Origin of the sequence: Aureispira sp. CCB-QB1 (assembly GCF_000724545.1) — a bacterium.
Lineage (GTDB): Bacteria > Bacteroidota > Bacteroidia > Chitinophagales > Saprospiraceae > Aureispira.
This window is the reverse complement of record NZ_JHBV01000039.1, coordinates 1-14692: the sequence shown is the minus strand read 5'-3', so window position 1 is coordinate 14692 and position 14692 is coordinate 1. Positions and strand designations below refer to the sequence as shown.

General features: G+C 34.6%; 16 protein-coding genes. 5 read left to right on the top strand and 11 right to left on the bottom strand.

What is annotated here, in order from left to right; all coding sequences use genetic code 11:
• Positions 1-238 precede the first annotated feature (238 nt).
• A complete protein-coding gene (locus CG11_RS19515; protein WP_052598520.1) occupies positions 239-1246 on the top strand; it encodes a hypothetical protein in 1008 nt (335 codons plus the stop codon).
• 9 nt (positions 1247-1255) lie between these two features.
• Complete coding sequence (locus CG11_RS19510; protein WP_052598519.1) at positions 1256-3181, top strand: hypothetical protein; 1926 nt, start codon at positions 1256-1258, stop codon at positions 3179-3181.
• 106 nt (positions 3182-3287) lie between these two features.
• Here the strand turns inward: CG11_RS19510 and CG11_RS19505 are convergent, their stop codons facing one another.
• The 4 genes from CG11_RS19505 to CG11_RS19490 form a co-directional block, all read right to left on the bottom strand.
• Positions 3288-3629 carry a hypothetical protein gene (locus CG11_RS19505; RefSeq protein WP_052598518.1) on the bottom strand — a complete coding sequence of 114 codons (342 nt, stop codon included), beginning with the start codon at positions 3627-3629 and terminating at the stop codon, positions 3288-3290.
• A complete protein-coding gene (locus tag CG11_RS19500; RefSeq protein ID WP_052598517.1) occupies positions 3626-4360 on the bottom strand; it encodes a hypothetical protein in 735 nt (244 codons plus the stop codon). Before CG11_RS19500 ends, CG11_RS19505 begins: the two co-directional genes overlap by 4 nt.
• A 164-nt stretch (positions 4361-4524) precedes the next feature.
• Complete coding sequence (locus CG11_RS19495) at positions 4525-4938, bottom strand: VOC family protein (RefSeq protein ID WP_052598516.1); 414 nt, start codon at positions 4936-4938, stop codon at positions 4525-4527.
• 399 nt (positions 4939-5337) lie between these two features.
• Positions 5338-5913, bottom strand: a complete 576-nt coding sequence (locus tag CG11_RS19490) for an NAD(P)H-dependent oxidoreductase (protein ID WP_052598515.1) — start codon at positions 5911-5913, stop codon at positions 5338-5340.
• A 295-nt stretch (positions 5914-6208) separates the two neighbouring features.
• On the opposite strand from CG11_RS19490, the gene CG11_RS19485 reads away from it, so the two are divergent.
• Positions 6209-6769, top strand: a complete 561-nt coding sequence (locus tag CG11_RS19485; RefSeq protein WP_052598514.1) for a TetR/AcrR family transcriptional regulator — start codon at positions 6209-6211, stop codon at positions 6767-6769.
• Between the two features lie 19 nt (positions 6770-6788).
• On the opposite strand, the gene CG11_RS19480 is transcribed toward CG11_RS19485, so the two are convergent.
• From CG11_RS19480 to CG11_RS19470, 3 genes are all read right to left on the bottom strand, one after another.
• Positions 6789-7499, bottom strand: a complete 711-nt coding sequence (locus CG11_RS19480; RefSeq protein WP_052598513.1) for a DNA alkylation repair protein — start codon at positions 7497-7499, stop codon at positions 6789-6791.
• Positions 7500-7595: 96 nt separating this feature from the next.
• Positions 7596-7961 (bottom strand): DUF1801 domain-containing protein, encoded by a 366-nt coding sequence (locus CG11_RS19475; RefSeq protein WP_052598512.1) that lies wholly within the window; start codon positions 7959-7961, stop codon positions 7596-7598.
• 158 nt (positions 7962-8119) lie between these two features.
• Positions 8120-8509: a VOC family protein gene (locus CG11_RS19470; RefSeq protein ID WP_052598511.1), complete on the bottom strand. Its 390-nt coding sequence runs from the start codon at positions 8507-8509 to the stop codon at positions 8120-8122.
• 185 nt (positions 8510-8694) lie between these two features.
• On the opposite strand from CG11_RS19470, the gene CG11_RS19465 reads away from it, so the two are divergent.
• Positions 8695-9096, top strand: coding sequence for an acyl-CoA thioesterase (locus CG11_RS19465; RefSeq protein ID WP_052598708.1), 402 nt, complete (start codon positions 8695-8697; stop codon positions 9094-9096).
• Positions 9097-9271: 175 nt separating this feature from the next.
• On the opposite strand, the gene CG11_RS19460 is transcribed toward CG11_RS19465, so the two are convergent.
• Complete coding sequence (locus CG11_RS19460; RefSeq protein ID WP_052598510.1) at positions 9272-10012, bottom strand: hypothetical protein; 741 nt, start codon at positions 10010-10012, stop codon at positions 9272-9274.
• 200 nt (positions 10013-10212) lie between these two features.
• Positions 10213-10995: an exodeoxyribonuclease III gene (locus tag CG11_RS19455; RefSeq protein ID WP_052598707.1), complete on the bottom strand. Its 783-nt coding sequence runs from the start codon at positions 10993-10995 to the stop codon at positions 10213-10215.
• A 657-nt stretch (positions 10996-11652) separates the two neighbouring features.
• Here CG11_RS19455 and CG11_RS19450 point away from each other — a divergent pair.
• Positions 11653-12501 (top strand): alpha/beta fold hydrolase, encoded by an 849-nt coding sequence (locus tag CG11_RS19450; protein WP_052598509.1) that lies wholly within the window; start codon positions 11653-11655, stop codon positions 12499-12501.
• A 96-nt stretch (positions 12502-12597) separates the two neighbouring features.
• Here CG11_RS19450 and CG11_RS19445 read toward each other — a convergent pair whose 3' ends face one another.
• Together CG11_RS19445 and CG11_RS19440 are read right to left on the bottom strand one after the other, a co-directional pair.
• Positions 12598-12879 carry a DUF4834 family protein gene (locus CG11_RS19445; protein ID WP_052598508.1) on the bottom strand — a complete coding sequence of 94 codons (282 nt, stop codon included), beginning with the start codon at positions 12877-12879 and terminating at the stop codon, positions 12598-12600.
• Positions 12880-13062: 183 nt separating this feature from the next.
• The gene (locus CG11_RS19440; RefSeq protein ID WP_052598507.1) at positions 13063-14343 is read right to left on the bottom strand and encodes a PP2C family protein-serine/threonine phosphatase; all 1281 of its coding nucleotides are present in this window, start codon (positions 14341-14343) and stop codon (positions 13063-13065) included.
• Positions 14344-14692 lie beyond the last annotated feature (349 nt).

Here is a 14692-nt window from a genome sequence, read left to right as displayed (position 1 = left end):
TCTATTTGACTTAAATGATTAATTCATTTATATTTGCTCTTTGATACTAGAAATAGATTATGTAGTTGAGATATTAACATCAACTGCACATATCCAGTTAACTTATAAACAACACTGTTTAAAGAATATTGTCTTTTATTCAGTGAGCTAAATAAGCTTGTAATATAGGCATAGGGCATCAATAGGTCTTTCCTCCATATTGCAGCTTGTTTTATTAAAATTTAATCAAACCTATCTTATGAAACCAATTTTTAAATCGCCTCAAGAAGAACGCTCCTTTAGTTTTTTTAAGGGTAATTTTTTAAAACAGGTTAAAAAATTATCAAAAGTTGCCAATAACTTTGAGAATGCTGTTTCCTTTTATTTTGACCTGAATGCTCAATACAATGATAGTCCAGACAAAACCTATTGCTTAATGGTCTTTGGTCGTTTAACTGGTTGGAGGTCATATGTTAAAAAATCCGTTGCAGATCAAAGCAAACAATCTGTTAGTGGATTATGTTATGCCGCTCCAGCTGAAAATGGAAATCATATCGAGTTGTTTATTTATTGTGAAAAAGGAAAAACAAAAAAACAATTCAAAAAAATTCGAAAAAGCTTTAAAGAGGTTGTTCCTTTGGCTAAACTTCAGTTGCGTTTTGTGGATGCTACTGGAAATGTAGATCCCAAATCTGAAAATTTGGAAGATACCAATACAACTAGCGATGAGGACATTCAGTTGGACGAAGTTAACGACTACACCTCTGAGACCAACGACTATGACAACACTATTGAGAAGGAGGCTTTACAAACAGAAAAAATTGCTTTAGAAAACCTTCAAAATACTCTAAAAGCTAATGCGCAAAGTATTGCAACAGAACTAAAAGAACTGGTAGCAAAACTAAAGGCAAACACAATTCGACCTAAAAAAGTACGCTCTATTCTTAAAGACATTGAAAAGGATGTTGATAGAAAACTAGCACAAGGAGTCGACTACACCATTGACAAAGCAGCAGAACAGGTCAAAAAGCTAGCTGCTAAATTTAATAAAGATATTCAAGAGATTAGAGATTATCTCAACAATCTGGATTTAGATAAAGAAGAGGACAAAGATTTAAAAAAGGAGCTGAAATCCGAGTTGAAAGATCAAGGGATTGAAAAAACTAAACTAGCCATTGAGGGTGAGTTCAACAACAATCACAATCAATTTCAAGCCGATTTAAAACGTCTAAAAGCCATTTACGAAACACTAAACGCTACAAAATAACATTTGATCATGTTACCAATTATAAATTTAAACATCGAGGAAGTTAAGAAATTAGTTATTAAAAACTTAGGTGGTGGAAAAATTACCGATTATCCTCAAGAAAAGGTATTCAAGATGGTTCGTGAGGTTTGCTACAAAAAATCCAATCGCAGTGCTTTTGTAGAGGCTATCAAAGAGCGTAAACAACTGATTACGGAAACAAAACAAGCCTTCGAAAAATCTGAAAAAATCTTTGGGCAGTTGTTGAATAGTCTTGCTAATATGCAGCATTCTCGACAAAAAATGGAGACTCTTAAAGAGTTAGAACCTCAATATAGCCTATTGGACGGCGTGATTTATAGTTTTAATACTTCTTATCAAGCTCTAGTTGAAGAGAAAAAGAAAATTTCCGAAAATCGCCAGTTGGCATTCAAAAATTCCAAAGATAAGATTACAAAAAGCAAAGAGATTATTGGCAAATATCAAGATCATTTACAACATATTGAAGAGGTAATTAAAAAGGTAGATACCGATTGGAAAATTCTCTTTAATGATATTGTTTATGATCAAACAGAGCGCTACTTTAAGCTTGCTGTTACTCGTACGCTACATGGTATTAAGACGGTTGCCAACTTGAAATATAAATTCAATTTTCAAAAAGACAAGGAAGGGCATTGGTATTTGATTAATGACAATACCGACAAAATTCTAAGAGAGTCGTTCATTGATGATATTATCATCAAAAATACTACGCAATACAATAAGAAAGAAGGCTTCTTTTCGATAGAATCTGACTTTGCGCTTGCTATGGATGAGTTGGACTTGACCAGTGAAAAATCTAAAAGTGCTACACACGTTTTTAGCACTACCGAAACAGAAGAATGGGAAGAGGAACGCAAAGAATCGTTTAAGATTATGCAGGAATTTATGCACAAAAGTTATAATGATGTAAAAGATAAACGTAGTAGCAAAACCAAGCAAAGCAAATGGGGACTTAATTTTGGATTGGGAGCCAGTGTAAAAGCCAAATTGGATGGTAGTACCAAAGCTGATTTTCAACATAAATTTTCGACAGAATACTCTAATGCACTAACTGTTACTCAAAACTTTATTCGTGAAATTACGGTATTGCACGATACCACCTTAGATATTAAACAAAAAGAAGTAGTAACTTCTGTTGAAACGCCAACCAAGGGCACCGAAGAGCCTAGATGGGTAAAGGTCTTGCGTAAGATTGATAAAATCAAGAATATTCTCAACATTCTACCGATTCCTAAAAAAATGAACTATTTGCGTAAGATCATTAAAATTTTGCCTATTGGACGCATCAACACTTTACTGACGGTCAATAACAAAATTTTGCAACTTTACGACATGTTCAAAAAGAAGGATGCTTCTCCAAAAACTATTACAACCACCAAAACTGAACTTAAAGAGCTACTTGTTCAGTTACACAAAGGTTGGAAACTGGTTCTCTCTGAAATTGACTCAAGGTCTGTAGAATTCAGCACCGCATTAACCAATGAAGTAAAAACAAAGGTTATGTTAGCACTTAAATTAGAAGTTGATGCAAAGGGGGTCATTGTTGGCAATGGTGGCGTTGGAAAAGGCAGTAGTTCTTCTTCTGGCGAAACTACTATAGCGCTAAAAGTAGAAGACAAAGACCTTGAAAAAGCGCAAGAAAATTACGAAAAAGTAATTAATGAGTACGAAGAGAAAATAACTGCTAAAAAAAGCACTCAATCCTCATCTAATAGCCATAAGGTAAAAGAAAAAGATGTTGTGGTTAAAGGAAATTTCTTGCTTAAACTACTTTGTTATACCAATACAGAAGGAAAGCTTGACATTCGATTCAATCAAAATGAGGTTGATTTGTTTAAGAGTAGCTTAGTACATAATCCTGATTTGAAATTTGATTTTGTATTTGAAGAACATTTGTCTGGTGTATCCAACTAACTAATGAAGCGATAAAAAAGGTGTGGTAGTTCGTGTATTTTAGTGCCGAACGATCACTCCTTTTTTGCTCTATATAAGAATCATCCTACAAAACTAAATTATATCCCTATATCCAAGCTAGTAAAACCAACCATAGATAACACCACACTACAGATAAAAATAAAGAAGGCACATAAAATAGTAGTTTAAACAAAACTTTGTACCAAGGTTCTGTTAATATGGAATAACTCATTCCAATCAAACTGCAACAAAGTCCTAATATTCCTGCAACTCCTAACACAAAATAACTAAAAGATAAAAAGTAACTAAAAGAACGACCACTAGCATAACCATAATCATTGATATACAAATAGTAAGCTGCCCATACAACGAATAGCTGAATGAGCAAGGACAGCAACGCCCAAGGCGTTTTTCTCAAAATTTTATGCAGCAGTGCCTTATGCCTCATAATTCATCAATTTGCAAGGTGGGCACACCAAAAAGGTGGGCATGAGTTTGTACGGTATAGTCCATTTCACCAGGGTCAGGCAATTTATCCTTAAACAAGTTAATTTCGTCCCTAGCTATTTTGTTCGATTCCTTTACAGCTCTGTCTAGGCGATAACCACTGACCCAACGCCTCAAGAAGTAAACATAGAAGAAAGGCGACAGACTAGTTTTGCCTTTATGACCAATATAAGCTTGAGCACCTAATTTTAGCCATCGTTTTCCTTGATTGGCATTTTTACAACCAGTATTATAAACCAATCGTATTTTTTTACGCAATTTTTTAGGCAAAGTTTCGAACCAATATAGATAAGGATTGGTATGCGCTAGAATAAAAATATCCACACACTCATAATCCTTTGTCAATCGTTCTAGGCTTTCTAGAATCAATTCTTTTTGGTCATAACGTCCTTTTTGAGTAAAATAATACGATTCGTCGTAATACGCATTTAAGTAAGGCTCTGTAAAAATTTCTGTCCCAAATTGCTCGTAAGAGGGTACGCTATCTCGTATTGCCAATACCGCTCGTTTGCTTTTAGGAGTTTCTTTGGCATTTCGCAGCATTAGCCCATCAGCAATCCATGCAATTAGCCATAAAGAAACTCCAAAAAATGATATAGGGATAGTAACTGCTAATACCTTTCTAAGTATGGAGCTGTGACTATTTATGATAGTTTTATTTTCCTTTTCCATCTCAATACGGGTTTAATCCATTCTATTCTAAATTAGAACTAGAATCATGCCGTTCGTACCAGATAAAAGACAGAATACTATTTTTTCAATAGGTAACTAACAATTAACTTCATACTACTGTATCGTTGGGGTGTTCCTATACAAGTCCTTATTTATGAGCTGGGTTAAACCAAACGAGTTTTATTTTGAGGACTAGGCTGTATAAAATCCCACAAATTGCCATACAAATCTTCGAACACCGCCACCCATCCATGTGGTTCTTCTACCGCTTCTCGTACAAAATGAATTCCCTTCGCCTGCATTTCTTTGTAATCCCTCCAAAAATCATCTGTAAACAAAAAGAAGCCAACTCGACCACCAGTTTGATTTCCGATAGCAGCTACTTGTTCTACTTTTGCTGCTTTTGCCAATAAAAGGCAACACTCTTTAGCTCCAGGAGGAGCAACAACAACCCAACGCTTAGTCTCTGACAATTGGGTGTCTTCCAGTAATTTAAAATTCAGTTTTTTTGTATAAAAATCAATGGCTTCGTCGTAATCTTTTACAACTAAAGCAACATTTGCAATGTACTGTTTCATTGTCTATATCGTTTAATTTTTCAATGTAAGTAAGTGGACAGAAAAAAGTATAGTTAAAAATGTAATTGTTTTTAGTGCTGTTCAAAGAAAAGAATTGAAGTTTTAGCGGGCTAAAACGAGATTTTTTGATGAAGAACAGTGCAAAAAGAATTCTATTTTGCCTATAAATTTTTATGAACGATTACTTATTTATCTATACCACAAGAACCGCTACCAACTATTCTTTCAAAAGGCGTGGCATCTTTACAATACGAATATCAATATTCCTCTCCTATCCTTAAAACCTTTTCTGTTGTTTATTTGCAATGCACTTGCTTGTTGCCTTGTCATTCATCTCAAGTATGGTTCTTGCTTTAAGATAAGTAAAAACATTTGCCAATTGACTACTTGTACATTTTATTAACTCAAATGCGCTCCTAAATTGGTAATTTTTTGCAACCACTTTTCTCTAAATTCTACTGTAGAGTTTCGAATTGGTCCAATAAAATTCGTACGAACAGGTTTTACGCCGCAAAACTCTAATGTATTCTTCTTGAGCTGCTTGGTTGCGGGCGCTCCCAATAACAAAGTATTGTACCAACTTGGTGAATCGGCAGTACAAATAATTCGAGCTGTTTTTCCTTTAAGCAAGGGGGTAGGAAAAATGGATTTACCTTCGTATTTGTAAGTTACTCCAGGCAAAAATGCTCGATCTATAAATCCTTTCATAAGAGCTGGATAACCTGCCCACCATAACGGATGCACCCAAACCATATGATGACACCATTTTATTTTTTCTATCGCCATTTTTAAATCGTCCTCCAAATCCATTTCTTTCTCATAAGCATTTTCTAGACTTAAATTAAATTTCAAATCTCGAAGTGTCAGGACTTCTACAGCTGCATTGGAACTCAAGGCACCTTGTTCGTACGCATGGGCAAGCGCATCATTATAACTTTTCTCTTTTGGGTGCCCATTAATAATTAATACATTCATTGTTTTTATTGTTAATCGCCTATCTAGTAGCCTAATTAACTAGACAAACTTTGGTAAATATTAGAACAAAAATAAAGTTGGTCAAATGACCAACTTTTACAAACATAGGTCATTCGACCAACTTTTGCAAATTTATACTTACTTTTGTCTAATAATACCTCTCAAAAGTGTTCAAGACGACCAACAACTAATCAAAAATACTTTGTACCTTAGCATCTGTCATTTAAAAATCAACCGCCTCCTAATACGATTTTTAGCAGACTACTTGGCATAATGATTTCCATAATTGAAAGAAATGAGCAAGCGAACAGAAAAGACATCTAAAATTATACAAACTACCATTCAAATTCTTTGCACAGAAGGAGCTGGTGGCTTAACGATGCGGAAAGTTGCCAAACTATCCGACATAAGGCTAAGTAACTTGCAATATTACTACAAGGACAAAGATGCCTTGTTAGAGGCAACGATTGAAGATTATTTTCGTCAAAATGAAGCGGTCGTAACAGAAAATTTGGCGATACTTCCTGATAATATTACCTTCTCTAATTTATTAGAAATCATATTAGAAGAATCACTGATAGATGGCAATTCAAGCCCTCGCTGTGCTATGTTTCGAGAAATTTGGGCACTGGCAACTAAAATGCCAAGTATAGCAGAACTGGTTCGTTCCTATTATCAACAATACAACGATTGGCTATGCCAACAACTAGCTCCTTATAGTACCCAACCAGCGGTAATTGTTAGCTTATTAATGCCTTATGTAGAGGGCTATTCCTTGATGGGCAATGCGCTGCCTGTTTCAAAAAAAATAATTATCAACACCTTAATAGAGACTGTGCTGCCTTATAGCAAATAATACGTGTACAACGTTCAATTTATTTCTTGGGTCTATAAATTGATCTAGGATAATCTAAGATATTAACCGTTTCTTTTTCCAATTCTTTTAAAGCATCTTTAGCAATCCATTGAGCTGATTTAAATTCTAATTGCTTTATTTTTTGAGCTTCTTCTATTGCCCGCTTATTCAAGTCCACATTGCGTTTTCCAATACTTCTTAGAGCCCAATTAACCGCTTTTTTCACATAAATACGTTGATCGTCTGCAGCTTGATAAAGCAAAGGAAAAAATTGTTCAAAAGTACTGTTCGCTGCTTTTTTATCTGCCATACAGTAGCCTGCTATCGTGGCAAAACTAGCTCGCTTTTCAAACTCTTCTGTTCGAGTACTCCACTCGATTGCCTTGGGAATTGCCAAAGGACTTCGAGCAAAAACTCCCATGCTAAAAGAGTCACAAATTTCCCAATTCTCAAACGTCACCACCCATTTTTCCATCAAATCTTCTGTCAAATCTTTTGGGTTGAACAATTTACTACACAGCAATCTTGCTTCGTAAATATTGGTCTCGAAAAGTGCTTTTGCCAACGCACTATTTTTGCCTATTTCCTTTGCTAATTCTTTCAAATCTTTTTGATAAATGCCCAAAGCATTCTGAGCAATTACACCAAACTTTTTTTGTTTAAAATCAACTTTTTCTGGATTGGCTAACGCTCTTAATTCCTTTATAACAGCAGCAACGGTCGGTTTCATAGTTCTGTATTAAGTTTGATAGGTGCAATGTATAAGTCTATTTTGTCATGTAGTCGTGTAAAAGGATACTCCGATTTTTTTTCAAATTGCCTGTTATTAAATTTTAACAATTCCCTTTCGATATAAATCTAGGGCATCTTGCAAAATGACTTGGATTCGTTCGATCTCTAAATCTCTTGTTGGATTAACCCTCAGAATTTTCATTCGCTTACGACTCCCCTGTTCCAACTCAGTATGCTCTAATTTATCTCCTTCTACCATCAACAAATAAGGTTCTGTGGTCTTCTTGTCTACCCATAAGTAGCAAAACATTTTCCCTTGATAACAAAAACAAGGCATCCCATACTTTCTTGTTTCAGAAACAGCCTCATCTTGTCCCAAAATAATGGTTCTTAAAGCCAACAAGCAACTTTTATTGGGTTCTTCTTTTTTAGCATAAAACTGATCTAACTCTCTTATCATCCCCTATAGTGCATTTAAAATTTAGTTTTACTAATCAATAGTTAGCTTCGCTCCTGAAGTAAACAACGACCACGAAGTAGCATACTATAATAACTTACGATACAAATATAAGCTCGACCACTGACAACTATCTGTCAGTAGAGCTAGAACGGGTACAATTATTCTTCATAAATCTCAATAGGCAAGCCATCTGGGTCTGTAAAAAAAGCAAACTTTTTGTGTGTATAAGGGTCTATTCGAATAGGTTCCACTTCTATATTATTATCCTCTAATTGCTGAACGGCTTGCGCCACATCCTTTACTTCAAAAGCTAAATGCCTTAATCCAGTTGCTTCTGGTCTTGACAAACGTGCGGGCGGTTTTGGAAAAGAAAATAATTCAATAATATATTCGCCATTCAGTTCCAAATCTAATTTGTAAGAGTCTCGATCTGCCCGATAGACTTCATTTTTGATGGTTAATCCTAGTAGTTTTGTATAAAAAAATTTTGATCGTTTATAATTACTACTAATAATTGCAATATGGTGAATTTTATTCAGTTCCAACATCTTAAGCTTTTGGTTTGGTTTCTATTTCTGTTGAATAATGGAATTAGATCGATAGAAGGTTATCAAAGTTAATTTTCAAAAATAGGGTTCTTTCACAAAAAAGACTAGCTTTGCAAAAGTCTTCCCCTAATCTAATACACGCAGTTTCTCCAATTATATTATAAATGGCAAAAACAGACAATCACATGACAGTAAAAGATAAAATTGAGAATTCTATTACTAGAATATTCAAGGCAGTATTGCCTAATACGACCAATCACTACAACACTTTATTTGGTGGAACAGCTTTGCAAATGATGGATGAGGTAGCCTTTATTTGTGCCACAAGATTTGCCCGCAAACGAATGGTTACGGTAACTTCAGACCAAATTCATTTCAAACATGCTATTCCTGCTGGCACCTTGATAGAGTTAGTTGCCAAAGTCGTATACGTTGGTAATACAAGCATCAAAGTCCAAGTTGAGATTTACTTAGAAGAAATGTACAAAGAAAGTCGGATGAAAGCAATTACGGGAATGTTTACGTTTGTTGCGATTGATGAAAATAGAAAGCCTACGCAGGTAGCCGAAACCTATGTAAAAGAATAAATAAGTAATCGTTCAGAAAAAACTATATAAAAAACAACCTTCTTTTTGCGCTACTCTTCATCGAAACATCTTGCTTTAGCCCGCTAAAGCTGCACTGTTCCTCTTAGATTAGCACTAAAAATAAGCCTATTTTTTAGCTATATTTTTTTCTGCCCACTTACTTAATATCCCTTTTCTACTGTTTAAGATATTCTTCCGTTGTATAAATCTTATGCACAACGATTTTTTTATTCTTCCCAATAACAAACTCACTAAGTCCTATATGTTGAGTATTCTTAGGGTTCCAGTCATACGTATACCCTAATTGTGACCAAGGGTATTGATCGTATAAATCACAAGGGTAATAACGGTCAATTCTGCTTTGGTTAATCCACGTTATGTGTTTTTCATCTATTTTTGAAGGAAAACAAACAGAGCATTTTGAGTCTGTAATTTCTGGATCTGGACAAGGACGAAATAAATCTTCAGGTTTTACCCAAAATTCGACAAAATAAGAATAGGTAGCATTCGGCGGCAAACCCAACAACTGAACTAATCGGCGATTAACATCAGTTGTTGGGTCTTTTTTCATTCTGTTCAGCAATTCGGGAGCTGTTGTAATCCAAATGGGATAGTTTCCTGTGTTATAAAAACTAGAGTCTAAGTATTTTTCGTAATAAGAAATATTTTGCTTCCACGTTACGACTAACAAATAGTCCTCACCATTAATTTCTTTCCAAACCAAATCTTTGTTCTGCTTGTCTATAACGACCAATTTGTCATAAACTTTCTCTTCTGTAGCGTACATAGCATCTTCTATTGCTTTTTGGTATACCAAAGCATCGGGAAGCTTTTTTTGTAATCCTTGTGTGGTTTGACAAGCCGTAGCGCCTAACAAAATTACTAAAACCGTAAAACACCCAACTAAACTTTTCATATTCTAATTGTTTCTTATTATGAGTTGCTCTAATTCTTAATAAAACTCTGGCAACTCTCCATTAATAACTTATTAGAAATCAAATAATTACCCTAACTAGTCAATGGATTATTATTTAATAAGGCTAATTTATGAATAAAAAGTTAATATATATATACTAATACAAGATGTTTTTTTTTAAAAAAACGGAATAATGTATTTTATATTTTTATTTCTAGTAAACAAGGGCAGTGATCTGAGTGAACGGCATCATTTAGCAAATCTGTTGCGACAATTCGATCCTCCATGCTATTTGCAACAGCTTGATAGTCGATGCGCCAACCTTTGTTTTTGCCTCTAGCACCAGCCCGATAACTCCACCAGCTGTATTTTTCTAAATCGGTATGTTGCTTTCTAAAGGCGTCCACAAAACCACCTTCCGAAAACCACTTATCCATCCAAGCACGTTCTTCTGGCAAAAAGCCAGAGGTTTTTTTATTGCTTTTAGGATTATGAATATCCATTTCGGTATGTGCAATATTGTAATCGCCTTGGATAATTAAATTGGGGCGTTCTTTTTTTAACGTTTGAGCCCAATCATAAAACGTATCTAAAAAATCATATTTCACATCTTGGCGGATATCACCAGAAGTACCTGAGGGAAAATAACAGTTTAGTAAAGTCCAATCCCCAAAATCTGCTCGAATCACTCTCCCCTCTTTGTCAAATCGCTCTACGCCCATTCCTATTTCAACGTAGTCTGGCTTTATTTTAGAAAAAATAGTTACCCCACTATATCCCTTTTTTTCAGCAGAGTGCCAGTATAAATGTTCAAATCCCAGTGCCTTTAGCTCCTCTAAGTCTACTTGATTTTCTTGTGCTTTGGTCTCTTGTATTCCAATAATGTCAAAATCATTTTCTCCAACCCAATTGATCCAATCTTTTTTGATAGCGGCACGAATGCCATTTAAATTATAAGAAACAATTTTTAATGTATCCTTCATTCTATTTTTAATAATTTGAGTTCTTGAATTAAAAGCAATAATGAGTTTCACACCATCCTTCAAGAACTATAGATTTTATTTTATAATAAGCCCTTCCATTCACAAAACTATGGCAGGCAATTATTTTAAGATTTATTGTATCTCATAGTAGTTAGCTGCGCTGCTACTTTGTGGTCGTTAATTACTTCGTGAGCGCTGCACTATTAGTTAGCTTTGTCACTCCCTGCGGTCGTGAGCTCGCATAGCTCGGTTCGCTGCTACTGCGTAATTTCAACAAACTATTGATCTTACATTGTTTCAGGATAAAATTGCATCAGCCTGATTATATAGCTAACAAAACAACCTCATGGAACAGAGTCCATAAAATAAATAATCGAATACGATGCTTAATTCGTTGACTAACTTAATGAATAGTGCGCCTAATTTATCAAAACAATATTGTCTAAATAAGAAATATGTCGTATCATGTGACACTTCTCCTTCATTGACTAATGAATATTACTTCGTAAAAACCACGCTGTAGTAGCGTAGTTAAACTAATCCAAAAATACTTTTTTAGCTTTTTTGTAAAAAGCCACGAAGTATTACAAAAACAAATGTAAGGTTTATTGGTTTAAATGAAGTACAATCAATTACTATTTTACAAAGCGAATTACTGTGGCGACATTTCAAGAATTAATTCACAAATACACAACCGATCAATCTCGATTTCTTGTCATTGACGATATGCTAGTGCACTACAGAGACGAGGGAAAAGGAACTCCTATCGTATTATTGCATGGTGCCTTTTCGTCCCTACATACATTTAATGATTGGTCCAAGATTCTACAAAAACGTTATCGAGTCATTTCTTTAGATTTGATGGGTTTTGGTCTAACAGGTCCTAATAGTACGGGTGACTATACCATAGGAAATCATATTCGCGTACTCAAGCGATTTTTTAATATCCTAGGGCTAAAAAAAGCACATTTAGGCGGAAGTTCCCTTGGAGGCTGGTTGGCTTGGGAATTTGCATACCGTTATCCTCAACGAATTCACAAGCTTATTTTGATAGATGCTGCTGGCTTTGTAGATAGAGAGACCATGCCTTTGCCCTTCAAGCTAGCTCAATCGCCACTGGCTGGACGCGTTTTAAAATTTATTGTTCGAAAATCTATTTTAGAGCAATTTGTCAAACAAGTCTATTATGATATTTCTAAAGTAAATACCAAATTGGTAGATCGTTATTTTGATTTATTTACTAGAGAAGGAAATAGTCAAGCGTTTATTGATTTGGTCAATGCCCCTTTTCAAGACAATACCGATTTCTTGAAGCAAATTGAACATCCTACTTTGGTTATGTGGGGAAGAGAAGACGCTTGGATTAGTGCCGCACATGCCTATCTATTTGAAAAAATGCTCCCTAACCCTGAGTTAGTCATTTACGAAGGTGTTGGACATTTACCCATGGAAGAAATTCCTGCTCTTTCGGGGAAAGACTTAATGGCTTTTTTGCAGAAAAAATAAAAATAGCCTTATCAGATACATCCATCTAATAAGGCTACTCTATTCTTTTATTGTATTCGATATAGAAGTTGCTTTCTTTTTGTCTAAACTAGGAGTTTAAATTTCCTCGTAATCAATATACTCTCCTCCTTGAAATCCTTCAGGACGTCTATTAGAACCTGATTCTTTTTGGGCTTGTTTTGTCTTAGTTTTCTCTTTTCTTTCTTTCCGTTCTTCTTGAAATTGTTGCAAATTACGCCACATACGCATAAAATTTTCATCTTGCTGTACTCGGCTATAATTACTATTCGTATGAGGAATTGTTGTTGGATTAAACGCTGGTTTAATCAATAATTGATAAAAAAGAACACTGAAAAAAATTAAGAATATCGCTGTCATAATAGGTTAAATTGGTCAACAATTAGAATTTTAAAAATAACATCTATAAAATTCTATCTACACCTATATAACAATCAAAGGATGCACCATGTTCAAAAAACTGCCAAAACGTCTATATAGCAGCATTTCAAATAGCCAAAATGACGATTTTTGTTAACAAAACCTTAGTAAAAAAGGACAAAATTACGCTTCGGTATTCTTACTTGAGTTGACAAACAAACGACCTGTAAGAACAGAAATATCATCTGGAAAACTTCTTTTTCCCTTAAATGTATTGACTTCTTCCATTAGTTTCTCATTAAAAGCTTTTACAGGCAAATCGCTGTTTTTTTGAATGAATTGTTCAACATGATCATCATCAAAATAATCATCATTTTCATTCTGCAAATCGGTCAATCCATCTGTATATAACAAGAACAAAGCATCGTCTTCTAAGAAGATTTCTCCAAATTCAATCACTGGAATTTTAGGGAATGCTCCTAAAATAGTACAACCTTTATCTAGTCGTTGGATTTTGCCTTGCGTATACATGAACGGAGGATTATGCCCTGCACACAAGTAACGAAGGCGTTTCTTACGAACATGGTATCTAGCAATAAAAAAGGTAATAAACTTATCCCCTTGCGTTGTTCGTAATACTAAAGAATTCAAGCGATTGGTAAACTTCTTGACACTCAAATATTTTCGGTGCACTAAAGTCTGCAAGTTTGCTTGAAAATTAGACATCAATAAAGCAGCAGCAATTCCTTTGCCCGAAATATCAGCAATACAAAAAGCAACTTCACCACTTCCTACTTCAAAGAAATCATAATAATCTCCACCTACTCCTTCATGCGGCTGATAAATTCCTGCAAACTCGTATTGATCGTTATTCGGTAGCTCGCTTGGAATAAGCATATTTTGAACCTGCACCGCCAATTCCATCTCACGCTTCAAACGCTCTTGATCGAGTTGACGCTTAAACAAACGCTTATTTTCGATTGCTACGGCAATGACATTGGTGATTGCTGAAATTAAGGAAATAGGATCATATCCTTGAGAATCTAAATCATCTAAGGTATCTGATCCCAAGAATGTGTAGGCAATTGCATACTCTTTGTGGTAAACAGGTACCACCACCGAAAAATGTTGTAGCAAAGGATGACTAGGTTCATCAACAGATTGTCGACGTTGATAATGAGGCAAATAAGCTTCAATATTTTCTTCCAAACATTTTTCTTCTATTCCTGCCGATGTAGCACAAACCCATGCATCCTTATTTCTAGTATACAGAGCAAACTTTTTTATGCCCATCTCCCAAGTTAACAACCCTTTGTATAGGTTAAACAAGTCTGCAATCGCAATATTATTATTAATCGCTTGTGTAATTTCAAGCACACGATTAAATTGTAACTGTTGCAAAGTTAACTTAGTCTCTAGAATTTCTTCTCTTGTCTTTAAATTTATGTTTTGAGAGGTATCCACCCTATCCTATTTTGGTTTACAATAGCATTTAAAGTAGTCATCCTGTTAAACTTCTACTTTTGCCAATTCATAAAGATAAAAAAAATTTGCTTGTTATATAGTATTATTGCTACGAACTTATAGGAACATAAAAGGTCGTTTCGTTTTATATATGATAAACAAGATGTTAGTTATTTAGGAATACGAATGTATTATTCTTTACTTTTTTAGAGCTATAATTTGAATTTGGAAAAATATACTCTTATTTTTATAAACAATCTCATTCCGGTAGTGATGTAGATTGTATGATAAGTTAGAAAAAAAGACAATGAAGACTATATTTGTAAGATGTGTTCAATATCTATACAAA

Coding starts and splice junctions, on each gene's coding strand:
- CG11_RS19515 (WP_052598520.1), top strand. CDS start 239: ATGAAACCAATTTTTAAATCGCCTCAAGAAGAACGCTCCTTTAGTTTT.
- CG11_RS19510 (WP_052598519.1), top strand. CDS start 1,256: ATGTTACCAATTATAAATTTAAACATCGAGGAAGTTAAGAAATTAGTT.
- CG11_RS19505 (WP_052598518.1), bottom strand. CDS start 3,629: ATGAGGCATAAGGCACTGCTGCATAAAATTTTGAGAAAAACGCCTTGG.
- CG11_RS19500 (WP_052598517.1), bottom strand. CDS start 4,360: ATGGAAAAGGAAAATAAAACTATCATAAATAGTCACAGCTCCATACTT.
- CG11_RS19495 (WP_052598516.1), bottom strand. CDS start 4,938: ATGAAACAGTACATTGCAAATGTTGCTTTAGTTGTAAAAGATTACGAC.
- CG11_RS19490 (WP_052598515.1), bottom strand. CDS start 5,913: ATGAATGTATTAATTATTAATGGGCACCCAAAAGAGAAAAGTTATAAT.
- CG11_RS19485 (WP_052598514.1), top strand. CDS start 6,209: ATGAGCAAGCGAACAGAAAAGACATCTAAAATTATACAAACTACCATT.
- CG11_RS19480 (WP_052598513.1), bottom strand. CDS start 7,499: ATGAAACCGACCGTTGCTGCTGTTATAAAGGAATTAAGAGCGTTAGCC.
- CG11_RS19475 (WP_052598512.1), bottom strand. CDS start 7,961: ATGATAAGAGAGTTAGATCAGTTTTATGCTAAAAAAGAAGAACCCAAT.
- CG11_RS19470 (WP_052598511.1), bottom strand. CDS start 8,509: ATGTTGGAACTGAATAAAATTCACCATATTGCAATTATTAGTAGTAAT.
- CG11_RS19465 (WP_052598708.1), top strand. CDS start 8,695: ATGACAGTAAAAGATAAAATTGAGAATTCTATTACTAGAATATTCAAG.
- CG11_RS19460 (WP_052598510.1), bottom strand. CDS start 10,012: ATGAAAAGTTTAGTTGGGTGTTTTACGGTTTTAGTAATTTTGTTAGGC.
- CG11_RS19455 (WP_052598707.1), bottom strand. CDS start 10,995: ATGAAGGATACATTAAAAATTGTTTCTTATAATTTAAATGGCATTCGT.
- CG11_RS19445 (WP_052598508.1), bottom strand. CDS start 12,879: ATGACAGCGATATTCTTAATTTTTTTCAGTGTTCTTTTTTATCAATTA.